The 25,562-nt window shown below is 40.5% G+C and carries 30 protein-coding genes and 1 pseudogene; 12 read left to right on the forward strand and 19 right to left on the reverse strand.

Annotated elements, in window-relative coordinates:
* Positions 1-152: 152 nt before the first annotated feature.
* Genes IGI46_RS00815 through crcB (IGI46_RS00825) form a run of 3 tightly spaced genes read right to left on the reverse strand, consistent with a single transcriptional unit; the run spans position 153 to position 1,414 of the window.
* Complete coding sequence (locus tag IGI46_RS00815) at positions 153-665, reverse strand: adenylate kinase (RefSeq protein ID WP_429972669.1); 513 nt, start codon at positions 663-665, stop codon at positions 153-155.
* A 15-nt stretch (positions 666-680) separates the two neighbouring features.
* Entirely contained in the window at positions 681-1,034 is a 354-nt protein-coding gene (gene crcB / locus IGI46_RS00820; protein WP_429964468.1) for a fluoride efflux transporter CrcB, read from the reverse strand.
* Complete coding sequence (crcB, locus tag IGI46_RS00825; RefSeq protein WP_429972670.1) at positions 1,031-1,414, reverse strand: fluoride efflux transporter CrcB; 384 nt, start codon at positions 1,412-1,414, stop codon at positions 1,031-1,033. The genes crcB (IGI46_RS00820) and crcB (IGI46_RS00825) overlap by 4 nt, the downstream gene beginning before the upstream one ends.
* A gap of 892 nt (positions 1,415-2,306) precedes the next feature.
* Here crcB (IGI46_RS00825) and IGI46_RS00830 point away from each other — a divergent pair.
* Positions 2,307-2,689, forward strand: a pseudogene (locus IGI46_RS00830) (hypothetical protein).
* A 53-nt stretch (positions 2,690-2,742) separates the two neighbouring features.
* The gene (locus IGI46_RS00835) at positions 2,743-3,243 is read left to right on the forward strand and encodes a DUF2922 domain-containing protein (protein ID WP_429964470.1); all 501 of its coding nucleotides are present in this window, start codon (positions 2,743-2,745) and stop codon (positions 3,241-3,243) included.
* A gap of 91 nt (positions 3,244-3,334) precedes the next feature.
* Here IGI46_RS00835 and IGI46_RS00840 read toward each other — a convergent pair whose 3' ends face one another.
* The 4 genes from IGI46_RS00840 to IGI46_RS00855 form a co-directional block, all read right to left on the reverse strand.
* Positions 3,335-3,880, reverse strand: coding sequence for a cysteine hydrolase family protein (locus tag IGI46_RS00840; protein WP_429964471.1), 546 nt, complete (start codon positions 3,878-3,880; stop codon positions 3,335-3,337).
* A gap of 12 nt (positions 3,881-3,892) precedes the next feature.
* Positions 3,893-4,588: a 5'-methylthioadenosine/adenosylhomocysteine nucleosidase gene (locus tag IGI46_RS00845; protein WP_429972671.1), complete on the reverse strand. Its 696-nt coding sequence runs from the start codon at positions 4,586-4,588 to the stop codon at positions 3,893-3,895.
* Positions 4,589-4,915: 327 nt separating this feature from the next.
* The gene (gene macP, locus IGI46_RS00850) at positions 4,916-5,200 is read right to left on the reverse strand and encodes a cell wall synthase accessory phosphoprotein MacP (protein ID WP_207702812.1); all 285 of its coding nucleotides are present in this window, start codon (positions 5,198-5,200) and stop codon (positions 4,916-4,918) included.
* Positions 5,197-5,775 (reverse strand): NUDIX hydrolase, encoded by a 579-nt coding sequence (locus IGI46_RS00855; protein ID WP_429964473.1) that lies wholly within the window; start codon positions 5,773-5,775, stop codon positions 5,197-5,199. Before IGI46_RS00855 ends, macP begins: the two co-directional genes overlap by 4 nt.
* 226 nt (positions 5,776-6,001) lie before the next feature.
* Between IGI46_RS00855 and IGI46_RS00860 the strand changes: the two genes are divergently transcribed.
* The 5 genes from IGI46_RS00860 to IGI46_RS00880 all read left to right on the forward strand — a co-directional run bounded on the left by IGI46_RS00860 (position 6,002) and on the right by IGI46_RS00880 (position 10,557).
* Positions 6,002-6,661 carry a 5-bromo-4-chloroindolyl phosphate hydrolysis family protein gene (locus IGI46_RS00860; RefSeq protein WP_429964474.1) on the forward strand — a complete coding sequence of 220 codons (660 nt, stop codon included), beginning with the start codon at positions 6,002-6,004 and terminating at the stop codon, positions 6,659-6,661.
* A gap of 44 nt (positions 6,662-6,705) precedes the next feature.
* A complete protein-coding gene (locus tag IGI46_RS00865) occupies positions 6,706-7,890 on the forward strand; it encodes a toxic anion resistance protein (RefSeq protein WP_207702809.1) in 1,185 nt (394 codons plus the stop codon).
* 387 nt (positions 7,891-8,277) lie between these two features.
* Positions 8,278-8,991 carry an ABC transporter ATP-binding protein gene (locus tag IGI46_RS00870; protein WP_429964475.1) on the forward strand — a complete coding sequence of 238 codons (714 nt, stop codon included), beginning with the start codon at positions 8,278-8,280 and terminating at the stop codon, positions 8,989-8,991.
* Complete coding sequence (locus IGI46_RS00875; protein WP_429972672.1) at positions 8,988-9,728, forward strand: ABC transporter permease; 741 nt, start codon at positions 8,988-8,990, stop codon at positions 9,726-9,728. Before IGI46_RS00870 ends, IGI46_RS00875 begins: the two co-directional genes overlap by 4 nt.
* Positions 9,729-9,732: 4 nt before the next feature.
* Positions 9,733-10,557, forward strand: a complete 825-nt coding sequence (locus IGI46_RS00880) for a MerR family transcriptional regulator (RefSeq protein WP_429964477.1) — start codon at positions 9,733-9,735, stop codon at positions 10,555-10,557.
* 47 nt (positions 10,558-10,604) lie between these two features.
* Here IGI46_RS00880 and IGI46_RS00885 read toward each other — a convergent pair whose 3' ends face one another.
* The 7 genes from IGI46_RS00885 to IGI46_RS00915 form a co-directional block, all read right to left on the reverse strand.
* Positions 10,605-11,468 (reverse strand): GRP family sugar transporter, encoded by an 864-nt coding sequence (locus IGI46_RS00885; protein ID WP_429964478.1) that lies wholly within the window; start codon positions 11,466-11,468, stop codon positions 10,605-10,607.
* A gap of 153 nt (positions 11,469-11,621) precedes the next feature.
* Positions 11,622-12,641, reverse strand: a complete 1,020-nt coding sequence (gene sapS, locus IGI46_RS00890; RefSeq protein WP_429964479.1) for a two-component system sensor histidine kinase SapS — start codon at positions 12,639-12,641, stop codon at positions 11,622-11,624.
* Positions 12,642-12,652: 11 nt separating this feature from the next.
* Positions 12,653-13,324: a two-component system response regulator SapR gene (gene sapR, locus IGI46_RS00895; protein WP_207702803.1), complete on the reverse strand. Its 672-nt coding sequence runs from the start codon at positions 13,322-13,324 to the stop codon at positions 12,653-12,655.
* A gap of 64 nt (positions 13,325-13,388) precedes the next feature.
* Positions 13,389-13,748 (reverse strand): iron-sulfur cluster biosynthesis family protein, encoded by a 360-nt coding sequence (locus IGI46_RS00900; RefSeq protein WP_207702802.1) that lies wholly within the window; start codon positions 13,746-13,748, stop codon positions 13,389-13,391.
* A 61-nt stretch (positions 13,749-13,809) separates the two neighbouring features.
* The gene (locus IGI46_RS00905) at positions 13,810-15,306 is read right to left on the reverse strand and encodes a phosphomannomutase/phosphoglucomutase (protein ID WP_429972673.1); all 1,497 of its coding nucleotides are present in this window, start codon (positions 15,304-15,306) and stop codon (positions 13,810-13,812) included.
* A gap of 79 nt (positions 15,307-15,385) precedes the next feature.
* Positions 15,386-16,069: an N-acetylmannosamine-6-phosphate 2-epimerase gene (locus IGI46_RS00910; RefSeq protein WP_429964481.1), complete on the reverse strand. Its 684-nt coding sequence runs from the start codon at positions 16,067-16,069 to the stop codon at positions 15,386-15,388.
* A gap of 11 nt (positions 16,070-16,080) precedes the next feature.
* On the reverse strand, positions 16,081-18,549 hold the full coding sequence (locus tag IGI46_RS00915; RefSeq protein WP_429972674.1) for an HAD-IC family P-type ATPase: 2,469 nt from the start codon (positions 18,547-18,549) through the stop codon (positions 16,081-16,083).
* Positions 18,550-19,083: 534 nt separating this feature from the next.
* Here IGI46_RS00915 and IGI46_RS00920 point away from each other — a divergent pair.
* From IGI46_RS00920 to IGI46_RS00930, 3 genes are read left to right on the forward strand one after another with little or no spacing between them, the layout of a single operon-like run.
* Positions 19,084-19,629 carry a DUF2975 domain-containing protein gene (locus tag IGI46_RS00920; protein WP_429964483.1) on the forward strand — a complete coding sequence of 182 codons (546 nt, stop codon included), beginning with the start codon at positions 19,084-19,086 and terminating at the stop codon, positions 19,627-19,629.
* Positions 19,630-19,653: 24 nt separating this feature from the next.
* The gene (locus IGI46_RS00925; protein WP_429964484.1) at positions 19,654-20,187 is read left to right on the forward strand and encodes a DUF2975 domain-containing protein; all 534 of its coding nucleotides are present in this window, start codon (positions 19,654-19,656) and stop codon (positions 20,185-20,187) included.
* A gap of 13 nt (positions 20,188-20,200) precedes the next feature.
* A complete protein-coding gene (locus IGI46_RS00930) occupies positions 20,201-20,413 on the forward strand; it encodes a helix-turn-helix domain-containing protein (protein ID WP_429964992.1) in 213 nt (70 codons plus the stop codon).
* Between the two features lie 142 nt (positions 20,414-20,555).
* Here IGI46_RS00930 and IGI46_RS00935 read toward each other — a convergent pair whose 3' ends face one another.
* Complete coding sequence (locus IGI46_RS00935) at positions 20,556-20,795, reverse strand: hypothetical protein (protein WP_429964485.1); 240 nt, start codon at positions 20,793-20,795, stop codon at positions 20,556-20,558.
* 574 nt (positions 20,796-21,369) lie between these two features.
* Between IGI46_RS00935 and IGI46_RS00940 the strand changes: the two genes are divergently transcribed.
* Entirely contained in the window at positions 21,370-22,170 is an 801-nt protein-coding gene (locus IGI46_RS00940; protein ID WP_429972675.1) for a sensor histidine kinase, read from the forward strand.
* Positions 22,171-22,182: 12 nt separating this feature from the next.
* The gene (locus IGI46_RS00945) at positions 22,183-22,932 is read left to right on the forward strand and encodes a LytR/AlgR family response regulator transcription factor (protein WP_429964487.1); all 750 of its coding nucleotides are present in this window, start codon (positions 22,183-22,185) and stop codon (positions 22,930-22,932) included.
* A gap of 87 nt (positions 22,933-23,019) precedes the next feature.
* On the opposite strand, the gene IGI46_RS00950 is transcribed toward IGI46_RS00945, so the two are convergent.
* The 4 genes from IGI46_RS00950 to IGI46_RS00965 are packed head-to-tail and all read right to left on the reverse strand — an operon-like array spanning position 23,020 to position 25,542.
* Entirely contained in the window at positions 23,020-23,733 is a 714-nt protein-coding gene (locus IGI46_RS00950) for an L-ribulose-5-phosphate 4-epimerase (RefSeq protein WP_429964488.1), read from the reverse strand.
* Positions 23,723-24,583, reverse strand: coding sequence for an L-ribulose-5-phosphate 3-epimerase (locus tag IGI46_RS00955; protein WP_429964489.1), 861 nt, complete (start codon positions 24,581-24,583; stop codon positions 23,723-23,725). The genes IGI46_RS00950 and IGI46_RS00955 overlap by 11 nt, the downstream gene beginning before the upstream one ends.
* Before the next feature lie 2 nt (positions 24,584-24,585).
* Positions 24,586-25,227, reverse strand: coding sequence for a 3-keto-L-gulonate-6-phosphate decarboxylase UlaD (locus tag IGI46_RS00960; RefSeq protein ID WP_207702790.1), 642 nt, complete (start codon positions 25,225-25,227; stop codon positions 24,586-24,588).
* A 12-nt stretch (positions 25,228-25,239) separates the two neighbouring features.
* The gene (locus tag IGI46_RS00965; protein WP_429964490.1) at positions 25,240-25,542 is read right to left on the reverse strand and encodes a PTS sugar transporter subunit IIB; all 303 of its coding nucleotides are present in this window, start codon (positions 25,540-25,542) and stop codon (positions 25,240-25,242) included.
* Between the last annotated feature and the right edge of the window lie 20 nt (positions 25,543-25,562).

The following is a 25,562-nucleotide window of genomic DNA, read 5'->3' on the forward strand; positions in this document are numbered from 1 at the left end:
TCAACACTTTTTTGTTTTTTATTTCTTACAATGAAATAAATTTCATTTCATTCTAAAAAAATCTTCCTTATAGAGATTTTTGCCTTCTCTGTACTCATGAAATCCAACAGAAAAAAGACAGGATCTGAATTTTACATCAGATCCTGTCTTTCTTATCGTTCAATCTCCAATTGATAGCTGTCGTCAATCAGCAGAAAGTTGCATTTGTGTTGCTGACACATCGCCAAATAATACGCATTCTCTTCAAGTACCGAAGTTTTTCTCAAAGTAGAATCGTCTAGCCGCTGCTCAATAGCATTGGCATATTGCTTTATTTCATCAAAATGCTGCTCAATATAGGCTTCACTCATAATTAAACAATAAAATTTTATCTCAGTTAAATAATCTGCAACAAAATCCTGCTCCCAGTCAAAGGGAATATACAGGCCTTCAACAATTAGATGCTGCTGATTCTCAATTGCGGTCTTGATCATTTCACAGGCAATCGGCCAAAGATAATCCTTCAGTTCCTCATCATCTTCTGGTGTTAATTCTGTATTTCCACTGCGAATTAGTCCCATCTTGAGTAAATCCAGCGACAAATAAGGATAGTGGTATTTCTCCAATAATTGCTGGGCCAAGAGCGTTTTTCCTGTATGAGAAGCTCCGGTAATTAAAACAATCATCGTTTTTCTCCCTTTTTAAAGCATGCTTCCGACCATTAAGCCTAGAAAACTGCATAATAGTCCTAGTCCATAAGAGCCTAACAAGTAGCGATAAAACATCGACCGATCATTTTTCCATAAAACCAACACCTCAAAATTGAAGGTAGAGAAGGTTGTGTAGCCCCCCATCACACCGGTTCCTAAAAAAAGATACCAAGAAGACGAAAGATGGATACCAAAAAAAATTCCCAGCAAAAAGCTGCCGGTTAAATTGATAAAAAAGGTAGAGCGAGGCAAACGCTTCGTTTGGGCTTCAAAATAATTGTTCAAGGTAAAGCGCAGCATCGCCCCTAAAGCTGCCCCGCTTCCAACTAATAGTGAATTAATCATAAGTCTGCCTGCCCTCCTTTACGATAGATCGCTTCGCCAATATAGGTCACTGCAATCCCACCAACAAAGGACAATACGAGATATAAAAAGGCCAAGCCCCAGCTTCCGGCCTGTATTAGCTGCATCGTATCTAAGGCAAAAGACGAAAAGGTCGTTAAGGCTCCACAAAAACCAACTCCTAGGCCTAAAATTAGACGGGCAGAAACATCCATATCATCTAAAATATGCTTCACCAGCCAGCTAAATATAAAACAACCAATCAGATTAGCCACTAAAGTGCCTAGTGGAAAACCATCTATCTTTGGCAAAATGAGGCCGATCCAATACCGCAGCGATCCGCCAAAAAAGGCAAACACCGCAATCACTAAATAATCCAACATAACGTGTTCATCTCCATAATAAAGTCTTTTTCACTATAAGCCTTGAATCAAATTTATGCAAATAATGCAGGCAAAGTTATCCCGCTCCTTATTACCAGAGATCCCGAAGAGCTTGTTATTCTTTTCTCACGCTCTAAAATTTTCTCATTTTAGAGACCCCAGCAAACCGCATAACATAGGCTTTTCTCTACTTATCCAAACAGAATTCTCATCAAACGCATGCAAAGAAAACTTTCCTAATCCCCCTCCACTTTGCAAGAACATTTTTGAGAAGCTTGATTTTATAGTATTCCTGATCAAAAGCTTGCAAAGTAGAGGGGGTTTTTACAAAGTAGCCCATTTGCATCGGCTTTGTTATTCTACTATTCTTCAGTCAGCGGGGAGCAGTAAAAACTGAAACGAAGAATTTTGGAAAAAGGAACAGCAGCTGTTTGTTCGTTTAGCCGGCGAAAAAACAAACAGCCTCATCCAGTAATTCGTTATTTTAAAACGGAAAAATCAGTTGTTTTGAATTTATTCCAAATCAAACGTATCACATTTCAACAAACGAAAATCCTTTAATAGCGCTCTTTATACCTATATTTCCCACAAAAAATACTGGTTATTTGGTCATTTTATTAAAAAATTTTTTTAGTACTTATACGCCATAAAATCGCAAAAAGAAAAGAATTCAAAAAATGAAAACCTTATTAAACCGGGATTTATAAAAATTAATACGGTCTATAAGTGCAATTTATGGCGTATAACTGCTCTTTACATTTTTTTGTTATTCATTTAACTTCTAGTCATCGGCCGAATCGAACAAAAAAAGCTCAAATTCCCATAGATTTTGAGAAAGCTATAACTAAAAAAATCAGCGAAATAATTAATAATCAAAACGGAGGAAATCAACATGACAGAACAACCCTTTACTCATCATCAGCTTTTTAATTTAAAGCTTGAAACCTTAGAAACTCGAATTTTGGATCACTATCAAGAGACGCAAGACGGAACAACAACGGTGAAGCTGATACTTGCTTTACAGGTACGTCATCAGCTGGGAGCAAAAGAATTTGCTTTAGTGCTAAAAGATCTCGTTCGTCACTTATTTTTGCGAACAAAAGCTACCCGTACCATGAAGCACTTCTTCTACTATTCAAGGATTATTTTGAAACTAGTGAACTGCGCAAGCTAGGGTTGAAGCTATTTCCAATTAAGAAGTTTGTCGAAAAAGCTACAGCCTTGCTTAGCTCACAAATTGCCAAATTCCGTCCAAACGAGGAAGCCATTCCTTGAAAATAGACACCTTGTCCGTCCCTTTAGTCGAAAAAAATGAAAGGAAAAATACTATGATCAGCTTAGTCACCACCTTCCTGAACAGTGAAGGCAACAAGCACATCTGGTCTTTTAAAGAGCCAGATACTACTAAATCAGCAGAAGAAATAAAAGAATCGCTAGAGCTGCTAGCCAGCTTAGGGTTGTTTGAAAAAGATGGCGTCGGCTTGTTCCAAAAAGTTGTCAAAGCCAAATACGTAGAAACAATTGAAACTCCTATTTTTGAAGGAGGGAAGTTGTTTGGTGAGCCAGCTGCGGTCATTGATCTACCAGCTCCTACGTACGTTCACAGTCAAGCACAAACAGCACTTAATCAACATTTGCAATCGGTGGAAAATGAACCAGAAGTTCAAACATCCCCTCGCCCTGCAAACAGTAACGGCTCAAAACAAAAAAACATTGCTCCGACAATCGCTAGTGCTTATACACTAACCAAAGAAAAATTCTCATGGCGAATACGTCGCAAAAATAGAGCCAAAGGTCGTGAGGCACCACCTGATCCGCCAAACGTTTAATTTGCTTGCGTTCCTTGAAAATCGAATAGTCAAAAAAGCAGCCAAAAGAGCTTGATATCACCCTTTTGACTACTCCTATTTTTCTAGCTGCTTAAATTATGGTTGCTCCTAGGGTATTTTTGAAGTGGCTTAACGCCCATTCATGCCCTACAGGATCAAAGCTTGCGACTGCTTTTTCAGGAACGATCAGCTTGTACCCTAAGTTGTAGGCATCAACTGCGGTATGCAACACACAAATGTCGGTACATACACCTGCTAAACACAGCTCAGTAATTCCTCGTTCTCGCAAGCGAATGTCTAAATCTGTCCCGCTAAAAGCAGAGTAATGACGTTTGTCAATCCAGTAAACATTTTTTGCTGCTTGATTGGCCTGATAAAAATCAGCCAAGGAACCATATAATGCTCGACCTTCTGTGCCGATAACATTATGAGGTGGGAACAATTTATTTTCCGGATGAAACTGATCGTTAGGATCATGTCCATCGATCGCAAAGACTATAAAATCACCACGATTAAAATAATTTTTGGTTAAAGAAACCAATTCTGGTTCAACTGCTTGGCCTGCTTCACCAGTGGTCAATTTTCCATCTGTTGCAACAAAATCATAGGTATAATCAATCGAAAGCAGTGCGCGCATAAAAGAGCCTCCCTATTTTAAAATACGAACAAACTCAACCACCATTTCAGCGGAACGTTTACCCGCTTCATCAATAAAATCATCAAAGCTTTGGGTCGCTTGATGGTCAGCAGTATCACTAATTGCTCGAACCACTAAGAAAGGAATCTCAAACTGCTGTGCTGTTTGAGCAATCGCTGCCCCTTCCATCTCGCAAGCTAAAGCATCTGGGAAGTTGGCTAGGATTCCGTTAATTTTCGCTGGATCATCCACAAACGTGTCACCAGTTACAATCAGGCCCTTCTTCACATGATGAGCAGTATTTTCTGCTGCCTTAGTCATGTTGTCTAATAAATAGCGGCTAGCTTCGAAATACAACGGCATTCCGCCAGGTAGTTGGCCTGGTTTATAGCCAAAGCCTGTAGCATCCACATCAAAGTAGGCTAGTTTTTCAGAAATAACTAAATCTCCGACTTGCAAGCCTGCACCAATTCCGCCAGCTGAACCGGTATTGATTACCATATTGACGCCATACTGCTGAATCAACAGGCTAGTTGTCAATGATGCAGCTACTTTACCGATTCCTGAACGGACTACAATCACTTCATGCTTGCCGATTGTACCAGAAATAAACAGTGCTCCCGCACGTTCCCAGGACAATGGCGCTTCCAGTTGTTCCCGTAAAATTTTTACTTCTTGATCCATGGCACCAATGATACCGATTTTCATTTGAATTCCTCCTGCTACTTCGTATTAAGGTTGGTAATTTTCTATGAAAATACCTTTGATCCTCTGTTCGCATACCATTCTACTAAGTGGTTCTTTCTTTAATTTCCCTTAGCTGTTTTCGTGTGCCTTACTACTGGAAAAAGTAGAACTGGCAGCTACTTCGTATTAAGGTTAGGTAGTTTTCTACGAAAATACCTTTTATTCTGCGTTCGCATACCATTCTACTAGGTAATCGTAGCTTTATTTCTCGTAGTTTCTTGACTGCTCTTCGTACGTTGAACTACTGGAAAAAGTAGAACTGGCATACTTCGTTATTTAAGTAGAATCCTAGATGAAGAAAACTGCTAGCATTACAATTACTAATAATACCACAACTATCAAAATAGCTTTATTCAAAAAGGTGCTGCGCTCTCGTTGGCGTTCCTTTTCACCGCTGCGAGTTTTCTCCAAAGGTTTGTTTTTCTTTATCTCTTTGCGATACACGCTGCTGATTTCTTTCTGCTTTTTCGCATAAGCCTTTTCTGCTTCCGCTTTTTGCTGCTCAGCCAAGCGTTCCTGAGCTTCTTTGCGTTTTCGCAATTCTGTTCGCGTCACCAGAGGCGATTGACTCATTTCTGATCCTCTCCTTGTTTAACTTGCACTAATTCCCAATACTGAACGGCGTAGATGGTTTTAGCGTCACAAATTAATCCATCTGTAATAGCTTGATGTGCTTCTTCTAAGGTCAATTCATACAATTCCAGTACTTCATCATCATCCTGTGGACGAGGATTTTCGACTTTTTCCAGCTGTTGTCCTAAGTATATGTAGAGCTTTTCATTTGAAAAACCAGGTGACAGATACATTTCTGCTACATAGTCCAGCTTTTCAGCCCGGTAGCCGGTCTCTTCTTCCAATTCGCGGCGGGCCGTTTTTCCCGGCTGCTGTCCTTCACCAGGGTCAATCTTACCCGCAGGAATTTCCAGAACTACTTTTTCTAATGGTTTACGGAATTGTTTTACCATGATCATTTTATTCTCTTTCGTGATAGGAATGATTCCTACCCCGCCATGATGAAAGACTAATTCACGTTTTGCCTCGCCACCCATTGGCAGAGTAACATCGTCTACTACGACCTCAATGATTTTGCCTTTAAAAATCTCTTTGCGTTGAATGGTCTTTTCTTCAAAATCTTTATATTCTAACATGTCTTCACCTTTCTTCTTTAAGGATACTTCGTTGGTTTGAATGACACAACGGACTTTGGACTTATTGTATCATAGATAATTATTATGTTTTTTCTAAATCTAAAAAATCCATCTTTGGTCCGATACTAATTCTATAGAATTTCGTGCTATGATGTCCGTGTAAGGTAATACGTGAAAAATTAATGCATTAGATACCCGCTTTACTTACTAGATTAGGAGGATCATTATGCGAAAGAAAATATTCCCGATAATTATTATAATCATTGGGGTCATCTGCTTTTTAGAAGGTGATTTTGGCGATTTCGTCACATTAGTACTGCTTATCACTGGTATCCGTTTAATTTACCGGGGAATTAAGGGCCGAACTGTTCAGAAGAAGGAAGAAATGCCGATACTCAGCTCAGAGAAGGAAGACTATTACCGCGAACTTGGCATGACGGATAGTGAAATCGATCTTTTCCGTGAAACCATGAATCAATCAAAAAACCAGATTGTTCGTCTGCAAAACAACATTAAGGACAATGCGAAGTTAAAAGCGATTGATTTGCGCCACGATATGCTGAAGGCAGCCAAGGCTTTGTTTAAAGAATTGGTAAAGGAACCCACTCGCTTACCCGAAGCCAGCCAATTTCTTTACACTCATTTGCCAAACATTTGTGATTTGACCGATAATTATATCGAAATTAACAATCATGAGGTCAAGTCGAAAGAAGTTTATGGTAAACTAGAAGAAAGCGCACAGATCATTGATCAAATGGCTGCTTTGGTAGTTAAAGATTATCAGCAATTCGTTGCCAACGACTTAGAAGACATGGATGTCGAAATCTCAATTGCCAAACAAAACATCGAAAAAGATCCTGATCTGTCAAAACAATTTAGCGAATAAAAAATCTAGCCTAGCTAGATTTTTTTCGAACAGGAGGAACCACGGTGGAACCGGAAAACAAACCAGCAGTAAATGACACATTAGATGATTTGTTAAGCAATCCATTTGGCACTGACAGCTTAACACCCGTCCAGCAGCAAGAAATTTCAAATCTGCAGGAACAACAACAAGCAGACCGCTTAGTCGATAAGCTGCCAGAAGAACGCCAAGCCCAAGCTCGTGAATTAGCCAAGAAAATTGATGTAAATGATTCTCAAGCCGTCATCACCTATGGCGCAACAGCCCAGACTAAATTGAGCGAATTTTCTCAATCTATGTTAAACACTGTATCCGCACAAGACATTGGACCGATTGGTGATTCATTGAATCAGTTGATGTACCGACTGCAAGAAGCCAATCCAGATGAATTACGTGTCGGTGAAGGCAATCTTTTCCAACGCGTTTTCGGAAAAGTAAAACAGTCTATTTATGAAATCACTACCAAATACCAAAAGATCGGTGCTCAAATCGATAAAATCGCGATGAAGCTGAATACTGAAAAAGATGGTCTATTAAAAGATAATCAAATGTTGGAGCAGCTTTATACGAAAAATAAGGATTATTTTGATGCCTTGAACATTTATATCGCGGCAGCTGAATTGAAAATCGAGGAATTGAAGCTCGAAACTATTCCTGAAGCTAGCGAAAAAGCACAAGCCAGCGGCGACCAAATGGATGTCCAAATCGTGAACGACTATACGCAATTCTTGGATCGTTTAGACAAGCGGACCTATGACTTGAAATTGGCTCGTCAAATTACGATCCAACAAGCACCACAGATTCGTTTAATTCAAAATACGAACCAAGCATTGGCTGAAAAAATTCAAGCATCCATCAATACGGCCATTCCACTATGGAAAAACCAAGTGGCAATTGCTCTAACATTATTACGTCAAAAAGATGCTGCCATGGCACAACGTCAGGTATCAGAAACAACCAATGACCTGTTGAAGAAAAATTCAGAAATGCTGAAAATTTCTACAATCGAAACAGCCAAGGAAAATGAACGAGGAATCGTTGATATCGAAACCCTGCAGCAAACCCAAAATGATTTGGTTGAAACACTTGAAGAAACACTTCGTATCCAAAAAGAAGGCAAAGAACGTCGTCAAGCCGCTGAGTTGGAAATCAACCATATGGAAAACGAACTAAAAAGCAAATTGTTGGAATTAACCACAAAACCTAAATAAACATTGAACTAGCAGAAAGCTACTTTCTGCTAGTTTTTTTGCCAGTTCTACTTTTCGCAGTAATATAATTTCAGAAACCGAAAAAGGAATCTTATTCCAAATAACCTTTAGAACTGTTTAGCAGAATGGTACGCGTACGAAAATCTACTTCCTTTTTCCTGCACTCGGAAAAAGGAACCCCTTACTAATGAGTTAGCTGTCAGTCCAGCTTTTCGCAGTTTATTTAGCTATAAAACCTATCCTCTCATACTTCAACTAATCATAGCTTCATGCTATTTAGTACCTATACCACTAACGTATTTCATTTTTAACTACTTAAATCATCGAATCCCCCTCTTGACTCTACCCTTGGAGCAGACATTATGCTTATTTCAAGGAGGCGAAGAAATGAGCATAATCACTGTAAATCACTTATCCAAACAGTTTGGAAACAAACAAGTACTGAAGGACGTTAGTCTGGAGGTCAAGAAAGGAACAGTCTTTGGGCTGCTCGGGCCAAATGGAGCCGGCAAGACAACCTTAATTGAATGTATTTTAGGCTTAAAGAAGCCAGAAAGCGGTGAAGCTCTAATTCTGGGACAAACTGCTTGCAAGCAACGAAAAACAGTCTTTGAACAGGTTGGTGTCCAGCTGCAGGCCTCGAACTTTCAAAACAATATCCGGGTAGATGAACTCTGTCAGGAGATGTCATCCCTCTATCGAGAACCGCTGGCTTACCGGGATCTTCTGGAACAATTTGATTTGAGTGAATTTCAGAAGCAACGAGCAGATAGCTTATCAGGAGGACAAAAACAACGACTGTCGTTAGTTTTGGCGTTGCTGCCGAATCCCGAGATTGTTTTCTTGGATGAATTGACCACTGGGTTGGATACTGAAGCCAGACGGGAGGTTTGGCGCATCTTACACAGCTTGAAGAAGCAAGGCTTAACTATATTTTTAACCACCCACTATTTAGAAGAGGCCGAGCAGCTTTGCGATGAATTGGTCTTTTTGAAAAAAGGGCAGATTATCGAACGTCAGAACTTAGAGCAATTGCAGCAGCAGGAAAACTACTTGAATTTAGAAGACTACTACTTACAGAAGATGGAGGAAAGTGCATGAGAAAATACTTAACAGTTTTGCGAGTAGAAGGAAAATTATCTCTGCGAACACCTGATGGACTCTTTTTCGGAATTGGCATGCCCATGGCAGTCCTACTGCTTATCAGTATGCTAGTTGGTAATCAGCAGGTACGGGGTGGAGGTTATACCTTTATGCAAAGCAGCTATCCAGCACTGGCAACAGTCGGTATTTGTGCCACTGCTTTCATGGGTCTGCCTCTAACTATCTCCGATTACCGCGACAAAAAAATTCTGAAGCACTTTTTTACCACACCCACTAGTCCGCTTCTGTTATTAGGAGTCCACGTAACCGTCTGTGTCTTAACTGCACTCGCTTCTGCTTTAGGTGTTACGCTAGTAGCCATGCTGGTTTTAGATTATCGCATGCCTGGTTCTTGGCTGGGCTTCATTGGCAGCTACTTTTTAGTTATGCTTTCTATGTACAGCATTGGTATGATGATGGCTAGTCTATGCAAAACCATCAAACAAGCAAACCTGGTGTGTAACCTCGTCTATTTCCCGATGCTTTTCTTGTCAGGAGCAGTGATTCCCTATGAGATTTTTCCAAACGGGATGCAAAAACTTGCTAGCATCCTGCCACTCACACAAGGAATTCAGCTTCTGAAGCTTGTTTCTTTAGAAGGAGTCGACAGTCTGCCTCTATTCTCGCTGCTCTATCTGCTAATCTTCGGAATTCTTGGTATACTAGTTTCAGCTAAAACATTCAGATGGGAGTAAAGAAATGTTTGTTGAATCAAAGGAAAATCTGTATCGCGTCGGAATATTTTCGCAAATGAATCAAGTGACCATCAAAGCTCTCCGTCACTATGACGAAAAAGGGCTGCTGGTTCCTCGTTATGTTGATCCTGAAAACGGCTACCGCTACTACAGTGCTAGTCAGTTGCCGGACCTTCATCAAATTATCGCCCTGCGGAAAATCGGTTTTTCCTTGGAAGAGATCCGGAAAGTCCAGCAAGGAGTGGGCAAAGACAAACTGCTGCGAATGAAAAAGAAGCGAATTTTAGAAGAAATAGCTGAACGTACTCGCGAGCTATCTGTGATTGAAAGCTACCTGTCAGACGAGGAAGAGCTGGTAGAGTACGATATTATTGAAAAATCCTTGCCAGAAATTACCATCGCCTCCATGACCTTAACAATTGCGAGCTATGGGGAATTAATCCATTACATGCCGCAAATGGATCGGGAGCTGGAACGCTTGGGGTGCAGCTACACAAATCCGCAATACTGCTTCAACCGCTATTTAGACGGCGAGTATAAAGAAGAGGATGTTCGGGTAGAAATTTGCGAAGCGGTGACAGCCGCTAAAGCTGAGGATACCTTCCTCGAATTTTCCGTTATTCCCAAGGTTGAAAATGCAGTCTGCACCTTGCACAAAGGGTCCTATGAGCAGCTGCCCTTAAGCTATCAGGCGATTCTTTCCTTCATCGATCAGAACGATTATGAAATTGCTGATCTTCCGAGAGAATCCTACATTGATGGTATTTGGAATAAAGACTCCATGGAAGAGTGGCTGACAGAGATTCAAATTCCCGTTCGCAGAAAATAATAAACCTGCTGCAAAAGTTCCAACTGGAATCTTGCAGCAGGTTTTGCTTATGCTTTCATATAACCTAGTACTAAACCACCAGTAATAATCAGCAGACAGCCGATCACTACGTAGATCATTTCTTTCTTAGTCTTGTGTTCACCTAAAAAGAAAATTCCACCTAACGTAGAAATGATAATGCCCATTTGAGAAAGTGAAAAACCAATTGCCAGCCCCACTGATCGTACTGTCAGCAGCATGCATACATTGCCGGCTCCCCATAACAGGCCTGTGAGTATATTGCGCCAAACATATTTATTAATAGTAGTCTTACCAACAGCAAACACCCCTGCTCCAACCAGCATCCCGATACTCTGCGGAAAAATGACCGTTAAAGGGTCAAGCCCTGCCCAAGTAATAAGAATGGTATAAGAACCATAGCCGATAGTCGAAAGAAGCAACATTCGCAAGCCTTTGCCAAAATCTAAAACCATATGATCGGTTTTAATTCCAGAATCGCTGTCCTGTCGAGCAGTAAGATACGCCCCGAAAACCAAAAGCGCCAAGGCAGTAAAACCTAAAAAGAAATCCCGAGTCTTGGTCCACTCATGGAAAAAAACCGCACCAGCAATTGTATTTAAAATCAACTGAAAGCCGGTAGACAGCGGCAAACCCACTGATACTCCGATGTATTTCATTCCGTGAAACTGTTTGTTTTGCCCGATGCACCAAAAGACACCTGATAGGAAGCCAATCAACAAGGTCTTCCACTCAACGGCTGGCCGTACAATCATAAACGTTACAAGGGCAAAGACAAACGCCCCCATCGTCATTCCTAAGGTTTGCTGATTCGCATCCCCGCCCAATTTTCCGCTGACCAAGGCTATGCTTCCCCAAGCAAACATCGGAACAAGCGCAAATAAAATTGTCATATCTTCTCCTAGTTCATTTTAATGGATTCAATTACATGTTTCTTTTCTATTTGTAGGGGAAGATTTTATATAGCTTTCTGAGTGCCAAAAGTTGGATTGGCAGCACGATTCATGTGACAGCTTATCAGAAATTACCGAGGTTTGACAAGTCTATTAGCGACCTTCCTGATAGTAATTCAAGCGAGGGAAAAACAAGGTCATTGTGGTTCCTTTGCCCCATTCCGACTTCACCGTTAATTCAACGCCCAATTTTTCAGCCAATTTCTTGGCCAGATAAAGGCCTAAACCAGTCGAATGCTGTTCAGCACTGCGTCCGTTTTCTCCTGTAAAGCCTTTGTCGAATATTCGTCCCATATCCTCCGACTGAATACCAATCCCCTCATCCCTCAGCTGCAAATAAGCTCCTTCATTTTTCTGGGTAATCACTACTTCAATTTTCCCGTTTTCTGGAGTATATTTGAGGGCATTGCTTAACAACTGGCGGAAAATAAAGGCAATCCATTTCCCATCGGTTAAAACCTGAGCATCCTCATCCGGCATAACCAGCTGCAAGTTCTTTTGAATGAAGTAGTTGGCTTGGGTGCGAATCACCGGCTGAATAAGCTTCTTTAAAGAATATTCCTGAATCAAATAGTCATTAATGAATTCATCCAGACGAGAATAATACAAAACCTGCTCCACATACTCATCAATTTTCTGCACTTCATTTTGCAGCAGAGTATATTTCTTATCATCAATATCATACTCAATCGACTGCAGAATCAACCCGACCGCTGCCAGAGGAACCTTAATCTCATGTATCCACGAATCCACATAGTCCTTTTGATCTTTTTGATTACTAATGATCTGCTGCATCAATTGGTGGTGTTCATGAACCTGCTGGTTGATGTATTCCTGCACCAGTTTTTCCTCTTCTGTATCAGCTTCATCGAGGAACTGCTGCAGGGAGTCTTCCTTTTTACCTAATTGCTGAAACCAATCCTTCTTGCGGTAGTAGTCAATCACAAAGAACAGCAGCAGCAAAAACAATTGGAGCAATAGTAAATACCCTAAATTATCCATAAAACCATGTAAATCTGGGGTTAACCAAACCATAAAGACCAGCAAGGCACTCAAAAGAATCCAGACTAAAAAAATCGGCAGCTTATCTTTTAAAAAGCGTAAAAATGTCATTCCCTGCTCCTTTACGGCACAATGTAGCCTTGGCCAACTTTAGTTTGAATATACTCATGAATCCCCGCCTGTTCAATTTTGCGACGCAGACGATTAATGTTCACAGTCAAGGTATTATCATCCACGAAACGTTCATCATCCCACAGGGCCCGCAGCAGTTTTTCCCGGCTTAAAATTTTCCCATGCTGCTTCATCAATATGTAAAGCAAACGGTATTCATTTTTGCTTAAATCAATTACCTCTTCACCAATTTCCATGCTGCTGTTGTCTAGGTTAAGAGTGATCCCATTGTGAGTCATGGTCTCGCCGCCTTCTGCGTAATTGTACGAACGGCGCAGCAAGGCATTAATCTTCGCTACTAAAACATCCACTTCAAAGGGCTTGGTAATATAATCGTCAGCACCCATATTCATCGCCATAATCTGATCCATGTTAGTATTCCGAGAGGAGATAAAGACGATCGGTACTTTCGAAACCTCGCGAATTTTTTGACACCAATAATAACCATCGTAGACCGGCAGATTAATATCTAATAAAATCAACTGAGGGACTTCTCGTTCGAAATCTGCAAATACTTCATTAAAGTCAGTTGTCGCAAACACATCAAAATTCCATTTCGTTAATTCTTCGCCGATCAACTGACGAATGACTGCTTCATCCTCAACGATCATAATCTTTGCCATTCATACCTCCACCTTTCTCCTCTATACTAACAAACAAATCTAAAAAAAAGAAAAAAGACGTCAGTTAAGACCTCTTTTTTGTAAAATCAATAAAGCCCAAATTATCATCAATCGTACCGCCATCACCGGTTAAAGTAAAGGTGCTTAACCGAGAGTTCAAGGTAATTCGCATATTCTCCTGCAAGTCCTCCTTTGAATAACCCTTAATCCAAAAATCGACTAAATTTGTCGGAATCGTTTCATCGTATCCTTCTTTAGGCATGGTGTCGCTAATAATATTGATAGAAAATTGGGTCTGCATATGAATCATGGCATGCTGGGAATATGCGCCTACGCCATCTTCAAAGGTTAATAGCACCAATTTGTGTTGATCCAATTGCTGAGCAATTCGTTCTTTGGCATCCTCGCTTAAGGTAATTTTCATCAAAAAACCTCCTTCTGGCACCATCATCGGCCGAAGGAGGAAAAAATGCAAGTCAAACTACTTACTGTATTTGTTGATCCAATTTGGTTAAATTAATCTGCGCTTCCTGAGCCAACAGTTCGCGATAAATCGGTAACTGCTTCTGAATTTGATCGGGCAGATCATTTTCAATCTGCATCACCAATAATGGTTCATGCAAGCTTAAACGCAACAGCATCCAGCCTTTGCCATGAGGATCGGTGATTGAAAAACGAACGCCTTCATCGTTTTCCGGATTTTCGGTGAAACCGTCTTTTTCTGGTAAGTGTTGACGGAAGTTCTCGATCATCTTGCGGCCCGTTTCTTTATACTCATCGCCAGCAATCTCATAACGAATCTCCAAGGTTTCGACCGGCTGCTCCAGCTCAGCCATCAAGTCAGTTAACTTGCGGCCTTCCTGCTGCAGCTTCGGCAGCAGCATTAAGACCTTAGCAATCACATAGGCACCATCATCCAAGAAATAATTCTCCTTGAAGGCAGCATGACTGCTGGTTTCAATGGCTAATGGACAATCAATGCCCTCTTCATTTAATTCAATCGCTTTATTGATAACATTTCGATAGCCAGAAATATAGCGGTATTGCTTTCCGCCTTTTTCCTCAATAAAACGTTTCAGATGATCAGAGGTTGGCGAATTAGTCACAATGGTACTGCCAGGCTGCTCTGCTAAAACAATCACTGCCAATACAGCAATTAAATTGTTGCGGTTGATGATTTGACCATCTTTGGAAACAATGGCTGAGCGATCTACATCCGTGTCGAAGATTACCCCTAAATCAGCCTGATTATCTAGTACAGCCTGCTTGATACTAGCCATGGCCTCTTTGTTGTCTGGATTTGGAATATGGTTCGGAAAGCTGCCATCTGGTTCTAAAAACTGTGAACCAGCTGTGTCAGCACCTAATACATCCAGGACTTTACTAGCAAAATAACCACCAGCACCATTCCCAGCATCTACTACAATCTTCATGCCAGCTAATGGTTTTTTGTTGTCTGACCCGATTCCTTTACGTATCTTTTCCACCATGTCTGCTGCATAAGCCGAAATCAAGTCGGCCTTTTTAATGCTGCCTTCTGCGGCTGGCTGCGCTTCAGTGTGTTCTAAAATATACGCAATATCTGCTTTTTCAGCACCGCCGGATTTACTGAAGATCTTAATTCCGTTGAAGTAATAAGGCAAATGGCTCGCTGTCAGCATAATTCCTGCATCACAATCAAATTCAGCAAATTGCGTCGCCATAAATAAAGCCGGTGTAGTGGCCAATTCAAAGTCTAAAACATTCACTCCAGCAGCTTGGAAGGTATCCATCATCGCCTGCTTTAATTCTGGTCCAGTCAGACGGCTATCATACCCTAAGCCGATCGTGAAGGGTCTTTCAACACCTTGATTGTCCAACCAATTCATGATACCGTTTGCAATCAATACAACTTCTTCTGTTCCTAAATTTTTCGTTTTACCCTCTGCGGAAATAGCGATACCGCGAATATCTGAACCATTTTGTAATGCTGTTAATGCCATAGAGAAAAGCCTCCTTCGATTACTTTTAGTCTATTATACCAAAAATCACGGAAAAGAAAGCCTTTTCCGTGATTTTTCTTTATTCAGCTTGAAATTTCTTGGCCGCAGCCACATATTTTTGAGTAATAACTTGGGGACGTGTGATAATTGAACCTACAACTACCGCAAAGCTTCCAAGTTCTAACGCCTTAGTCACTTGCTCGGGCCGATCAGTATGTCCTTCCATTATAACCGGTGCTTTCACCTGTTGAACGATTTCCGCCAACAGTTCAAAATCTGGTGTTTCTGTTTTACGGGAATACGCTGTATAGCCAGCCAATGTGGTAGAAACAAGATCAAAGCCCATTTTATCAGCAGACACTGCCTCCTCCAAAGTAGAAACATCCGCCATAGCCAAACGATCAGCTTCATGAATCCGAGCCAATAAGTCCGACAGCTGCTCTCGATTGGGCCGCTCCTGCTTGGTAGCATCCAGCGCAACAATTTCGACTGAGGTTGTTAGTAATTCCTCTACCTCCCGAATGGTTGGTGTAATATACACTGCTGAATCCGAATAATCTCGTTTAATGAGACCGATTACTGGTAAATCCACTTCCTGCTTAATAGCGGTAATGTCCGCCACTGAATTGGCTCGAATACCGACTGCACCGCCTTCCTTGGCAGCCAGCGCCATTTTACTCATAATGAACGAACTGTACAACGGTTCATTCTCCAACGCTTGACAGGAAACAATTACCTGTCCCCTTAACTTTTCCAATTCCATCTGGCTCCTCCTTATATTACCCGCGACCGTTTTTTCTTCCGGCGATAAGCCTGCCAACGCACCCGTAATTCAACTAACTTATTCATCGCGGCCGCTAACCCTCTAAATAACCAATAGACACCCAAGGTTAATGGCAGGACAAAGAATAGATTTCGGTTGTAGAGCACGTCGAAATCGAAGAACTGACGAAAAATAATAAAACAACTGAAATAGGCTGCTGCCAAAACAATAATCAACGCAATTTTCTTCTTGTCCAAAGGGAATGAAACCAAATACAGCACCAGTAGTCCCACACAGCCGGTCAAGAACACTGACATGGTGGAAGTCGCACTAAAGGGCAGCTGGAACAAATGGCCTGCCAGCTGAATCAGCATGACTGCTGAAACTACTGTTACCGCCCCAGGGACTGAAACCCGCAAAATATTGTTCAAAAAATCTCCCTTGATACGCTCGTAACTTGGCTTCAATGCCAAGAAGAAGGAAGGTATCCCCACCGTCAAAGCATTGATTGGTGTCAATTGAATGGGTGCAAAAGGATACGGACTCGCTAAGAACATGAAAATCACGGCTAAGATCAACGAATAAATCGTCTTGACCAGATACATCGAAGCAACCCGTTCAATGTTGTTAATCACTCGGCGGCCTTCATTCAAAACATCCTGCATCCGTTTAAAATCCGATTCTAAAAGAATTACATCCGCTGCTGCACGCGCTGCGCTGCTTCCATTAGCCATTGCGACACCAATATCCGCCTGACGCAACGCCAGTACATCATTTACACCGTCACCTGTCATACAGACCGTATGCTCTTCATCCTGCAAAGCCTGAATCAAACGCTGCTTCTGATACGGCGAAACCCGACCGAAAACAGTGTTAGCCTTCACCAGCACTCGATAATTGGTCCAATCGTCTATTTCAGACATATCCACATAATGTTCAGCATGTTGAATCCCAGCCTTTTGAGCAATTTTGGACACCGTCAATGGGTGGTCGCCAGAGATTACCTTCAGCTGGACATCCTGCTTAACAAAGTAACCAAAAGTCTCTTGGGCATTTTCCCGTAAATTATCAGAGATAATCAAGGTAGCCAGCCATTGCGGCTCCTTTTCAAAAGTTTCACCCAAAACATCTGGATAGGAAGCCAGTGCCAACACTCGATGACCTTGAGCCATATAGGGTTCAATTTCCCGTTGAAACTTCTCTGGCACTGTTGAAAAAATAAATTCCGGTGCACCTACAACGTAACTGCCTTCATGCTTGAAAGTCACGCCACTCCACTTACGAGCGGAAGAAAAAGGAATCATCTTTTCCATCTGCCAGTCATTCTCCGCTTGAAATGCTTGCCGCAGCGCTTGAGCTGTTGCATTATCATCGGTCAAATTCTTCATCAAAGCAGCCATGATAACTTTAAATCGCTCTTCTGTTACTTGACCTAAAATACTTTCTTCAAAACGCAAGGTGCCATCGGTAATGGTCCCCGTTTTATCTAGACAAATGACATCCACCCGAGCCAGCGTTTCAATTGACGGCAAAGCCTGTACCAGCACCTTTTTCCGCGCCAGATTAGCAGCTCCAACCGCAAATGCTACACTAGTCAATAGCATTAGTCCTTCTGGTATCATACTCACTAATGCTGCTACAGTTCCTAAAACAGCCTGACGAATGGAGGAAGAGGCTTGGTATTGCGAATAAAGCATCGCTAAGCCCACTGGAACAATGACCACTGTCAATACCGTAATCATCCGACTCAATACCTTAGTTAGTTGAGAACTATTTCCCGTTTCGCTCTTCGCTTCACTAGACAACCGTTGGGCAAAATTATCCGCCCCCACAGCCGTTGCCTGATAGAAGGCTTGACCCGCAGTCACAAAGCTTCCGCTATATAACCGATCCTCCGGCTGCTTCAAAATACGATCAGCTTCACCAGTCAGTAGAGATTCATCCACTTCGATCCCATCACCGGTCAACACTTGACCATCCACTGGCACCTGATCCCCATTTTTCAAGAAAATCGTATCCCCTAAAACGACGGCTTCCTGATCTATCCGTTCCAGCTTTCCATTGCGTAGAACTGTTACCTGATCTTTCGCCAATACCGACAGCTTGTCAATCGTATGCTTCGCTCGCAGCTCTTGAACGACTCCGATCAGCGTATTAATTATTACAACACCAAAGAACAACGTATTTTTCGGCGAACCTACCAACAAAACAAAAAGAGCTAACACCAAATTCAACAGGTTAAAGACATTAACCGTATTCTCTTTAATAATCTGGCCATCTGTCTTCAATAAATCCTCTTCACTTTGATTCACCTGACCCTTTTCTGTACGTTCTTTAACCTCTGCTTCAGTTAACCCGTGAAGCTTCTTAGGAATCTTCACCTGTTCAGTTACTAACGTTTGGTCAGGTGTTGCTTGATTTGTTTTTTTCACACGACTCACCTCTGTTTCTATCTTACCACGACCTAGATTTTTCAGCATACCCTGAACATTTTCGATTTAAGCAAAAAAAAACGTCCAAGCAATTTTTGCCTGGACGCTTTCGGTTAGAAAGTCTTGTAGTCTAATTTTCTGTTTTAAAACAATTTAGGAGACAGAGAAGAAAGCTACACGTCAAACACTCCTGGGGATAATTTTGTTCGTTTGAATAGTTTGAATGTCATTATACGAATCTGGGGAAGTTGTTCTTTATAATGAGAGCGCCAAACACTGACTATACCCATTAACAGACGCCACTTCCTCTTGTCTCCTAAGTACAATTTATTTTATACCATTTTGATAGAAAATTAACAAAAAAGTCAGAATTGGCCCTTTTTTAATCAGAATCATCGCTTTTCTTAGTTTTTGGCAGTTATTAATCAAAAAAAGAACCGCTTATCTTCTTTTTATAACCTAAAATGAAAAGTGACGGCTCAACACTCAACAAAAACTTTTCGATATTGTAAAACGATATTAAAATATCGTTTTACATAAAAAGATTTCTGTTTTATACTATAATAAAGGGGATGGATTAAAATGAACAAGAATTCTACAGCTGTCGTCGGTCTGTTAAGTCTTTTTACGCTAATGGTTCAAGCAAGTCTCGTTTTGTTCTCCTTGATCATTCTTTGGTCGTTGCTCTCTTCTGCCGATAGCCGTCAAGAATTCATTCAGGTTGTTTTGAGAGCCGTTGACCTAAGCCGCAGCTCCTTAGACGAACGTACCTATGCTACTACTTTAATCATTTTTGGATCAATAAGCGGCCTATTCATGTTCCTGTATCTTAATTGCATTCGTCACCTGCTGCAAAACATTAATGAAAAGTTTTATTTCGAAGAAAAGAATCTCAAGCTAATTAAATATACGTTGATCTTTTTCACACTTTATACTCTAACAAATTTCAGTGTAGTATTCGTCGATCAACTATTTCAGATTGTTCAGATTCCCGGCGCTTATTATTTAGAGTCCCTTGACTGGCTGCAAATTGTTGACAGCTTATTAACTCTTATGGGAATTTATGTTATCTACATGGTATTTAGACAAGGTATTCTGCTGAAAAGAGAAAACCAATCAATTATTTAATTGATTATCACAAGGAGGAAAAATATGAAAAAGTACGAACGATTTATTTTAGGCTTGTTGGCCTCCGTTTGCTTGATTCTACAGATTGTTTTTGGAATCATCCTAACGTTTACGTTTATTGCTATCGCGTTCACTGATTCACGACAGGAACTTTCTCAACTCTTAACATCAAACATGGAGATCGCTCATAGCTCGTTGTCTCCTACCTTCATCATTTTCTACTTAATAGTCTTTTGTGTTGTTAGTATAATTTTGATGATCAGTTACCTGAATTGTATTCGCAACCTGTTGCAAAACTTAAATGAGGAACTTTATTTTGACGAACGCAATCTCAAGCTAATAAAAAAGACCTTCATTTACTATGGCTCAGCAACCTTGGCTGAGATTTTAGTATCCATAGTTAACAATCTCTACCATATAAATCTGCTTAGCCAAGATTCTTCTAATAATGTCCTTTATCTATTTAAAGGTGCCTTGATGGTTCTAGGGATTTATGTAATCTCTATGGTATTCCAGCAAGGAATGCGTCTAAAAAAAGAAAGTGATGCTTTTATATAAAGCAAAGGGGGTGTTGCCAATGATAAAAATTAATTTAGACCGAGTAATGCTAGATCGAAAAATGTCCTCCAACGAACTAGCTAAAAAAATAGGCATCGCCCCAGCAAATCTCTCAATTCTAAAAACAGGTAAAGCTAAGGGGATTCGTTTTAACACACTGGAGAAAATCTGTACTGTACTGGATTGCCAACCTGGGGATATATTGGAGTATGCGGGGGAGGAATAGATCCGAAAAAACAAAAAGCTTGAAAGGTATAATGGTCAAAACCATAGAAAACCTTTCAAGCTTTTTATTTTATTGCGTAATGGTTACGCTCTTTTTCTGTGCTATAATTGGACTGTCTAGAAACATAATCATAGTAATAAATCTATTGATAGTATCCAATATAAATTTTATCTTTTGAAATGTACTCATAGTATATACGAGTTCTGCCATTGAATGTCTTAGGTGGTACGTAAGAAAAGACATACGTGTAAACACCCCTAGGACTAATTTGTAGCTTTTCTGAAACTTTAACATCTTCATTATCTGACAAAGTAGCGGCTTCACTGATCACTGGAGAAATAAGAAATAGAATTGCACCTACTAATACTAATATTTTTTTCACAAAATCGCCCCCTTGTCCTTCATTCTATAAAATTTTCCAAGTGAAACGCCTTGAAAAGTCAAAATCGACCATTATTCGATCATAATCGACACTAAAGAAAGAGTGATTCATATTGTTAGGAAACCTTTTAATTACTTTGGGTACTTTACCTATGCTGTTCTCTTTATTCATATTCAAATCGAAATATATATATACCGATATAATTCTAATAACCACACTGACTGTAGTTATCAGAATGTTCATACCTTTTTCTAGTGTGACTTTAAAGCTAATTGTCTTGTTTTTCTGTTTTTTAGTTTCATTTTATTATTCTGAACGAGATCCCCTCTTAGCTGGTATATATAGCTCCATGATTTTCGTAAATGATGACTTGACCACATTCTTGACAAATACTATTTATAAGACTAATCCTGAATCTTTGTTGATATCCTTCTCCATAGGAAGTCTTATTTCTATACTCATTACTGTAATACTTGCTGTTCTAGAAAAAAAGACTATAGTTATTGTTCAAAAAAAGTATCCCAAAGTAAAACTTATGTTACTAATGATCTTTTTGTTTTTTTTCTTTGAAATATTGAAGAACGAGTACTTAGTTGAGCTGACTATACCTAATAACGAAACTGTTATTACTAAGATACTTGAAGATGTTCTTCTTGCTTTATTTTTATTCTTGGCTGCTATTGTCCTTTTAGCCCAACGCAGCGAGTCAATGCGTCTCGAAGCTGAAAGCAAGAAAGCGATCTTTGAGAATCAACTTGCTTATTTAAAAACTATTGAAAAGAATGCAGAAGAGGTTCGCAAGTTTAAGCATGATTACCAAAATATTTTGCTGAGTATGGACACCTATTTTCAGGAAAATAAATTTGAAGAACTGAAAAACTACTATTATACTCAAATCAAGCATAGTTCTGAAAGTCTTAACAGCACAAATACTCAGCTTAGTAAGCTGACAAAAATTCAAAATTTGGCTTTACGCAGTATTTTTTATGTAAAATTGAGTATAATTGAAAGTGAGAAAGTAAACCTGATACTGGAAATTGACAAGAATTTCTATGTTGAAGAGAAAAATGAAATTCCATTGGTTCGTGCCTTGGGAATCATTTTAGATAATGCCATTGATGCTCTAAGCGAGCTTGACCGCGGTGAATTGCAGATTGCCGTGTTCGAAAACGATGGCAGCAACGTAGTTATTGTTAAGAATAGCTGTTCAGAAGATATACCACCGCTGTACCAGCTGGAAGAAAAGGGCTATTCAACCAAAGGGCAAAATCGCGGCATTGGATTAAGCAATTTGCAGGAGATCATGGAAGAAGCCGACTTTTTGTTGGAAACTGAAATTGTCGATCATTACTTTATTCAAAAAATTGTTTTTTAAGGGGGCGTTAGTATGATGAAGATTTTCATTTGTGAAGACGAAGCACCATTACGGGAATTTTACCACGAATACATTGACAAGCAGATTATGATCAAAGAGTTAGATGCGCACATTGCGTTATCGACTGACAAGCCTGCTGCTGTCTTAGACTACCTCAAAGAAAACCCTGATACCACTGGAATTTATTTTCTGGATATTGATCTGGGTGAGAACGAGATGGACGGCGTTACTTTAGCCAAAAAGATTCGAGAATACGATACCTTAGGAAAAATTGTCTTCGTTACCACACATGATGAAACGGTTCCTTTGATCTTTAAATACAAGGTTGAAGCCCTAGATTTCATCGTAAAGGACGATCCTGGACAACTAATGGAATCAATTACCGAATGCTTGGATTCTATCTTTGTTAAGCAGCAAATCCAGCCAGAAAAACGTGAACAGTTTCTAATTCGAAATGGTAAAAGTGAACGATACGTCAACTACAAAGATATTCTATATTTCGAAACTTCTCACAAACCACATGTTCTCTATATCCACACAATGACTGGCAGAATTCATTTCTATGGTGCAATCAAGGAAATGGTCGATCTTGGTAAAAACTTTGAACGGATTCATAAGTCTTATGTGGTTAATTTAGACAATGTCCGCTCCCTCGATAAAGAAATGCTGGAGGTCACCATGAACAATGGACAGCGCTGTGCGGTTTCGCGGAAAAAGATGCGGATCGTCCGTGATTTCTTAGATAAAAAACAATTCAGTTAAATCACTGAACTGTCTGCCATTTTCGGCAGGCAGTTTTTTCGCTAAAAAACCACCTAAGCCTCCGCGCTTAAGTGGTTCACTCCTCTATTAACCTTGCCCGTAATAGGCCTTTTCTCCGTGTTTTCTAAAATAATGCTTATCCAGCAAATATTGTGGGATTGCCTTTATTTTAGGATTAATCTGCTCATTTTCTTTCGCCATTAGGCAAATTTCATCCAAAATCAAGCTGTTCTCCACTGCCTTCATGGGCGAGTCTCCCCAAGTAAACGGCCCATGCCCATAGACTAGAACCCCCGGAACTTCCTTGGCTTTTACGCTTCGTTCATTAAAGGTTTCTACAATCACATGACCCGTATTGATTTCATAGGCCTCCTGAACTTCTTTCTCTGTTAACTGCCGAGTACAAGGAATCGTACCATAAAAAGCATCAGCGTGAGTAGTTCCGTAAGCAGGTAAATCTCTTCCTGCCTGAGCCCACATCACTGAATGAGTAGAATGGGTATGAACAATCGCATTCACCTCTTCAAAAGCCTGATACAGTACCACATGGGTAGGTAAGTCGGAAGAAGGGTTCATACTGTCAGCTTCCAGACTATTTCCAGCTAAATCGGTTACTACCATCTGATCCACCTGCATCTTTTCATACTTCACACCGCTTGGCTTAATGACAATTACCCCAAGGTCTCGATTAATCTCACTGACATTTCCCCAAGTTAGCTTCACCAATCCGTATTGAGGCAGTTCTAGATTCGCTTCAAATACTCGCTGCTTCATTTCTTGAATGATTTCTTCACGCGACATCGTATCCCGCCTCTCTTAATTTAGGGTAAAGATAGTTTTTGGCTGCTTCAATTTCTTCTTTGAAATTTGAACTTTTCTCGCTCCACATTTCAATTAGGAAGGTTCCATCATAATCCAGACGCTTCAAATTCTTCAACAAGCCAAGGAAATCCACACAGCCCTCTCCGAAAGGAACATCCCGAAATTGTCCAGCAGAATCCTCTGTCACCGGATAGGTATCTTTTAAGTGGATGGAAGTGATACAGTCAATGCCTTCCTCCAGTTCAACGGCTGGGTTGTTTTCCGGCCAGGCAGAGAGATTGCCTAAATCTGGATAGACCTGTAAATACGGTGATCGAATCTGTCGTTTGATTTCCAAAAATTTCCCAATCGAGTTCATAAAAGGATCGTCCATAATCTCAATCGAAAGAATAACACCATAATTAGCAGCCTGCTTTACACTTTCCTTCATGCCCTCAATAAAGGCTTCCCGGCTAGTCACAGATTTTTCTTCATAATAGACATCGTAGCCAGCTACTTGAATGACCTTGATACTCAGCTTATGAGCAAAACGAACGGCTTTATCCATTATTTCCTTGGCTTTTTGCTGCTTCTCAAGATCTGAGGAGCCAAAGGGAAAGCGGCGATGGCCACTTAAGCAAATCGAATTAATTCTCACACCAGATTGAAACATGTCCTCTCGCAGCTGAGCAAGTTGTTCGTCTGACCAGTCTAACCGTGCCAAGCGTTCATCGGTTTCATCAATCGACATTTCGATAAAATCAAACTCCAATTCTTTTGCCAAAGCAAAACGTTCCTGCCAAGTGATTCCTTTTGGTAAAGCTTTTTCATAAATTCCGATCTGAGCCATGCTTACTGCCCCCAAATACGAGTAATTTCATCCTTAAAGTCTTGTGCTGCTTTCACCGGATCTGGTGCCGCGGTGATTCCTCGCCCTGTAATAAAGGTGTACACAGCCATCCCTTCAAACAGTTTCAAGGTATCGACATCCAAGCCTCCGGTTACAGAAACATTAAAGCCCATTTCAATCAATTTTTTCACTTTGGTTAAATCTTTTTCGCCCCAGGTTTCTCCTGATAAAAGGGCATCGCGGCTTTGATGATAGATGGCTTGCTTAATGCCGATTTCTCGCCAAGCAGCAGCCTGTTCATAGGTCCAATCACCATAAAGCTCAACCTGCAATTCCTTTACTTCTTTTTGCGCGGCCTGCATCGTGGGTATCGTAGCACAGCAAATGACCGTCATAAAATCAGCACCGGCATCTGCGACATTTTTAGCCACTGTTCCACCCGCATCGGCACATTTCGTATCAGCAACTAACGTTTTCTCAGGAAACATGCTGCGGATACAGCTGATCGCTTTGTGCCCTTCCTGCAGACAAAGAATCGTCCCTACTTCAATAATATCGACAATTTCTCCTACCTTAACAATATCTGCTAAGGCATGCTCTAAATCATTATGGTCCAATGCAATTTGCAACTTTGGTTTACTCATTCTAAACTCCTCTTATTTACCCATTTTTTGATATAGTTCTGATTCAGCGAACTTCTCACTAATTTCTTTTGGCGACATCACATTTTTAATCCCAATGACCGTAACGCCTTTCTTCACTGCTTGGTCAAACATATTTAAGAAGTTAACTGGTGTAAAAACAACATCGTATTGTGCCGCCGAACTTTTACCTTCTGAAAGAGCACAATGGTGAATTTTGGTAATTGGCACACTTAATTCCTTCATCGCTTTCTCCACACTCTTCATCATCATTAAGCTGGTTCCTGATCCATTGGCACAAGATACTAAGATTCTCATTTTAAAATCCCCCTAGGTTA

Origin of the sequence: Enterococcus sp. AZ163 (assembly GCF_050498925.1) — a bacterium.
In the GTDB taxonomy this organism is placed as follows: Bacteria; Bacillota; Bacilli; order Lactobacillales; family Enterococcaceae; genus Enterococcus_A; species Enterococcus_A ferrettii.